Origin of the sequence: Micromonospora sp. AMSO1212t (genome assembly GCF_008868145.1) — a bacterium.
In the GTDB taxonomy this organism is placed as follows: Bacteria; Actinomycetota; Actinomycetes; order Mycobacteriales; family Micromonosporaceae; genus Micromonospora; species Micromonospora tulbaghiae.
Window position 1 is genome coordinate 1 of the sequence record NZ_WBKS01000219.1, and the last position, 5,128, is coordinate 5,128.

A 5,128-nucleotide genomic window follows, 5' to 3' on the forward strand; every position below is an offset into this window, starting at 1 on the left:
GCCGGGACAGCCTCCCGCGCCGGGGCAGCCGGCCAACGGGCATCCGTGGCCGCCCGCGCCGGGTGACGGCCCGCCCGCAGCGCCGTCCGGATACGGCCCACCGCCCGGCTACGGCCCACCGCCCGGCTACGGGCCACCGCCCGGCTACGGGCCACCGCCCGGCTACGGGCCACCGCCCGGCTACGGGCCACCGTCCGGATACGGACTGCCTCCCGGGTACGCACCGCCAACCGGCCATGGACCGCCCGGCTCGGCGGCGGCACACGGATCCGGCCCGCCGCCCGGCCCCGACGCGGCGCCCGGGCCGTGGCCCGCGCCGCTTCCGCCGTACCCGGGACCGTGGGGGCCGGCGGCCGGGCCGCCCGCCGCCGGCGAGGAGCCACGGCAGCGGCTGCACCCGCTCAGCCCGGCACTGCACGGCGCGAAGTCGCTGGTCGTGGTGATCGCCGGGCTCTCCTGGTCGACGCTCTCGCGCGTCGGGTTCGGCTGGTTCGCGGTGCTGGTCACCGTCTTCGTGCTCGGCGCCACGGTGCTGTCGGTGGTGAGCTGGTGGAACACCGGCTACCACCTGGTGGGCCGCGAGCTGCGCGTGTACGAGGGTCTGCTGTGGCGGCGTACCCGGGCCATCCCGCTGGAGCGGCTGCAGGCGGTGGAGGTGGTCCGGCCCCTGCTGGCCCAGCTCACCGGCCTGGCCGAGCTGCGGCTGGAGGTGGTCGGTGGGGGCAAGACCGAGGCGCCGCTGGCGTACCTCAGCGTGGCCGAGGCCACCGCGTTGCGGCAGCGGCTGCTCGCGGTGGCCGGTCGCTCCGCCCCGGCGCCGGTTCCGGCGGCCGAGCCCGGCGCGCCGGTCGCGCCCCTGCCGGAAGAGCGCCGGCTGCACGCCGTCCGCAACCAGGACCTGCTGATCAGCCAGTTGCTCACGCCGCAGGCGTTCCTGCTGCCGCTGGGCCTGGTGTTCGTCGGCGCCCAGTTCCTCTCCGAGGGCTCGTGGTCGTTCGTCGCGGTGGCGAGCACGCTCACCGCGATGGCCGGCGTGGTGCTGCAACCGATCCGCCGGGTGCTCGACGACTGGAGCTTCCGGCTCGACCGGGACGACGGCACGCTGCGCGTGCACAACGGGCTGCTGGAGACGCGGGTGCAGACCGTGCCGCTGCACCGGGTGCAGACCGTACGGGCGACCTGGCCGCTGCTCTGGCGGATGAAGGGGTGGCTGCGGCTGCGGCTGGAGGTGGCCGGCTACTCGACCGGTGAGCCGGACGACCGCAACCGCCCCGACCGGCTGCTGCCGGTCGGCGACGCGGGCACCGGCGCGATGATCGTGGCGGAGGTGCTGCCCGGCGTACATCTGGACGCGCTGCCCGCCACGCCGCCCCCGTCGCGGGCCCGGTGGCTGCGCCCGCTGAGCCGCAAGGTGGTCGGCGCCGGCCTCGACGAGCAGGTCTTCGTGGCCCGCTCCGGGCTGCTGACCAGGCAGTTGACGCTGGTCCCGTACGCCCGGATCCAGAGCGTGCGCGTCACCCGCGGTCCGGTGCAGCGGCTGCTGCGGCTGGCCACCGTGCACGCGGACACCGCCGGTGGGGCCGGGGCGGCGGCCGTCGACCGGGATCTGGCCGACGCGTGGGAGCTGGCCGCGGAGCTGACCGAGCGCTCGCGCGCCGCCCGCCGGACCGACAGCGACCGCTGACCCGCCGGCTGCCGGGCGGCTGTGGGCGCGGCGGCCGGTCCGCTGTCACGGAAGCCGACCGGCAGCCGGGACGGCGGACCGCGCCGACGGTCTACCGGCGCTCGGCGGGCACCGCGTCCCGGTCGCCGGCCACCCGGTCCGTGGTGTCGGCAGCGGTGTCGTCATCGGCGGGCGGGGCGCCCGCGGCGGCGGCGGGCTCGCCGGCACGCCGGGCCCGCCGCGCCGCCCACCAGCGCTCGGCCAGGCCGACCACCAGGAACGTCATGCCCACGTACGCCCAGCCGACGAGCACGTCGATCAGGTAGTGCTCACCGCTGTACATCAGCGTGAACGTCATGGCCAGCGGGTACGCGAGCATCAGCGGCCACCAGCGCTTACGCACCGAGCGCATGAAGAACAGCACCACGAACAGCGCGAACGCGGTGTGCAGCGACGGCATCGCGGCCACCGGGTTGGAGGCGATCTGCCCGGCGTTGAGCAGGTTGCCCGCGCCGTGCATGCCGATCTCCTTCCAACCCCGGGTGGAGATCCGCGCGACCTCGGTCAGCAGGCCGTTCTGCGCCGCCCACCACGGCGGCGCGGCCGGGTAGGCGAAGTAGGTGACAAGTCCGGCCGCGCACAGGAAACCCCAGCGCGACATGTACGCGATCCAGCGCCGCCGGTTACGCATCCACAGCACGGCCGCGGCGGCGAACGTCGCCACGAAGTGCGAGAAGTAGATCCAGCTCACCAGCACGTCCCACCAGCGCACCTCGGACGCGTCGTACAGGCGCTCCTGGAGCCAGATCGTCGGCACCTCGCCGCCGGTGAGCCAGCCGGTGAGGAAGCGGTCGGCGACGATCAGCTCCATCGCGTGCGGGGTGGCGCCGTTGTCGGCGAACCCCCGGGACAGGTTGTACGCGGCGAGCAGCAGCACCACCGGGATCCAGTCCCGGGCGAACTGCAGGTGGCTGCGCCACGGGCGGGCCGAGTTCCACGCGACCGTGCCGGCCCAGATCCAGAGGAACGCGTACGCCGGGTCGGTGGGCAGGCCGATGGCGAGCCAGGCGACGACGAACGCGACGCCCCAGATGGTCATCGCGATCACACGGCGGCGCCCACCGTCGGGCGACTCGGTGGTCGCGTCGGGGGCGGGGGTCGGAGATTGTGTCAGCTCGGCCATCGCGGACAAGGTTAGCGGCGGGCGACCGGCGGGCCTGCGGGCGGGCGGTGACCGGGCCGGCGGCGGCTCGGACGCCGGACGGCCACGGGTCGGCTGCACTAGGCTCGGCCGCATGCAGGAGCAGCCGGAGTCGCCCTTCACGCCGGGCCTGACCGCCCGGGTCGAGCTGACGGTGACCGACGCCGACACCGCGCAGGCGGTCGGCTCCGGGGACGTGCCGGTGCTCGGCACACCCCGGGTGCTGGCGCTGGCCGAGGCGGCGACGGTGGCCGCCACCGCGACCCGGATGCCGTCCGGGTCCACCACCGTGGGCGTACGGGTGGAGCTGGAGCACCGCGCGGCCACGCCGGTCGGCCGGACCGTGACCGCCCACGCCGAGCTGGTGAAGGTCGACGGGAAGCGGCTCGTGTTCGACGTGACAGTCACCGACGGGCCCACCGTGGCGGCGCAGGGGCGCGTCGAGCGGGCGCTGGTCGACCGGCAGCGCTTCGTCGAGCGGGCCGTGCGCCAGTCATGACCGCCGTTTTCACGGAGGTCGCCGCCGGGGTGCACGTGAGACGTGAGCCGGTGCTCGCGGTGAACGTCGTGCTGGTGGTCGGTGACGGCGCGGCGCTGCTCGTGGACACGCTCTCCACCGCCGGGCAGGCCCGGGAGCTGGCGGAGGCGGCGCGGGCGGTCACGCCGTACCCGTGGACGATCGTGAACACGCACCACCATTTCGACCACTGCTTCGGCAACGCCACGCTCGCCGGGCCGGAGACCGCGATCTACGCGCAGGCACAGGCCGCGGCGGCGCTGCGGGACCGGTCCGACGCGGTGCGCCGCGCCGCGTACGAGGAGATGCGCGCCGGGCATCCGGCCCTGGCCGAGGAACTGGCGCACACCGAGCTGCGGCCGCCGACGCACGAGGTGCACGAGGAGACGGTGCTCGACGTCGGCGGCCGGCGGGTGGTGCTGCGCCATCCCGGGCACGGGCACACCGACGCCGACCTGGTGGTGCACGTGCCGGATGCGGACGTGCTGGTCGCGGGCGACCTGGTCGAGCAGAGCGGGCCACCGGCGTTCGAGGAGTCGTACCCCTTGAAGTGGCCGGACGCGCTGGCCGACCTGCTGCGGCTGACCACGCCCGCGACGGTGGTGGTGCCGGGTCACGGCGAGCCGGTCGGCGTGGACTTCGTCCGCGAGCAGCACGCGCAGCTCGCGCGGCAGGCGTGGCTGATCCGCGCCGGGCACACCGGCAGCGCCCCGCCGGAGCGGGTGGCGGCCGAGTCACCGTTCGGCGCCCGGCCGGGCCTGATCGCTGCCCGCCGCGGCTACGCGGAGCTGGACGGAACGGCCTGAGCGGGGGCCGGGCTCATCCGGCGTCGGCCAGGATCTCGCGGAGGCGGTTGCGGCACTCGGCGACGAACGCCGGGAACGTGTCCCAGTAGTAGGAGACGCCGCTGGCCGCCACCCCGAGCGCCCAGGCGCGGGCCCGCGCCCAGGTCACGTCGTCGACGCCGAGCGCCTCCCGGTAGGCGAGCCGGGCCGGCCGTGGGAGGTCCCAGATCGGCGCGTGTTCGGCGTCGGGGTGCCCGACGGTCAGGCCGCCGAAGTCGATGACCGCCCGCAACCGGCCGTCGCGCACGAGCAGGTTGGTGGGCTTGAGGTCGCCGTGCAGCCAGACGTGCGGGCCGGCCGGTTCGGGCAGGGTGAGGGCGTCCCGCCAGAGCCGGACCAGGGTGTCGACGTCCGTCTGGTCGCCGATCCGGTTCCGGCAGTCGTCGAGCGCCGCCGAGATCCAGGTGTCGCAGGGGTGGAGGCTGCCGCCGCGGTAGCCGCTCAGCGGGCCCGCGCGGGTCGCGCCGAGCAGGTCGGCCGCGTGCAGGCGCCGGACGAACACGGCCAGGTCGGCTCCGAGCGCGGCCCAGTCCTCGACCGTGCCGGGCCGGACCTCGTCGCCCGGTATCCACCGCTGCACCGACCACGGCAGCGGGAAGGCGTCGGCCGGGACGCCGGCGTACACCGGTTCGGGCACCCGGTACGGCAGCAGCGGCGCGAGCCGGGGCAGCCACAGCTGCTCCTTGCGCAGGGCGCCGGCCTTCTCCGCGGTCCGGGGCAGCCGGACGAGCAGGTCGGCGCCGAGCCGGTACATCGTGTTGTCGGTCCCGGCGCCGGCCGGCGTCAGCGGCAGCGCGGCCCACTCGGGGCGCTGGTCGGTCAGCAGTGCCCGGACGACCTGTTCGTCCACGGGTATCTCGTCCTGGTGCAGCGCCATCCGGTGATCATGTCGGGCGGGCGGG

5 protein-coding genes are annotated in these 5,128 nt (G+C 75.7%); 3 read left to right on the forward strand and 2 right to left on the reverse strand.

Going from position 1 to position 5,128, the window contains the following annotated elements:
* The first annotated feature begins 391 nt into the window (after positions 1-391).
* Positions 392-1,684 carry a PH domain-containing protein gene (locus tag F8279_RS29115; protein ID WP_151501652.1) on the forward strand — a complete coding sequence of 431 codons (1,293 nt, stop codon included), beginning with the start codon at positions 392-394 and terminating at the stop codon, positions 1,682-1,684.
* Positions 1,685-1,775: 91 nt separating this feature from the next.
* On the opposite strand, the gene F8279_RS29120 is transcribed toward F8279_RS29115, so the two are convergent.
* On the reverse strand, positions 1,776-2,846 hold the full coding sequence (locus tag F8279_RS29120; RefSeq protein ID WP_091427406.1) for a phosphatase PAP2 family protein: 1,071 nt from the start codon (positions 2,844-2,846) through the stop codon (positions 1,776-1,778).
* A 112-nt stretch (positions 2,847-2,958) separates the two neighbouring features.
* On the opposite strand from F8279_RS29120, the gene F8279_RS29125 reads away from it, so the two are divergent.
* Positions 2,959-3,363, forward strand: coding sequence for a thioesterase family protein (locus F8279_RS29125; RefSeq protein WP_151501649.1), 405 nt, complete (start codon positions 2,959-2,961; stop codon positions 3,361-3,363).
* Positions 3,360-4,187: an MBL fold metallo-hydrolase gene (locus F8279_RS29130; protein WP_151501650.1), complete on the forward strand. Its 828-nt coding sequence runs from the start codon at positions 3,360-3,362 to the stop codon at positions 4,185-4,187. The genes F8279_RS29125 and F8279_RS29130 overlap by 4 nt, the downstream gene beginning before the upstream one ends.
* A 13-nt stretch (positions 4,188-4,200) precedes the next feature.
* Here the strand turns inward: F8279_RS29130 and F8279_RS29135 are convergent, their stop codons facing one another.
* A complete protein-coding gene (locus F8279_RS29135; protein ID WP_151501651.1) occupies positions 4,201-5,103 on the reverse strand; it encodes an aminoglycoside phosphotransferase family protein in 903 nt (300 codons plus the stop codon).
* Positions 5,104-5,128: the final 25 nt, after the last annotated feature.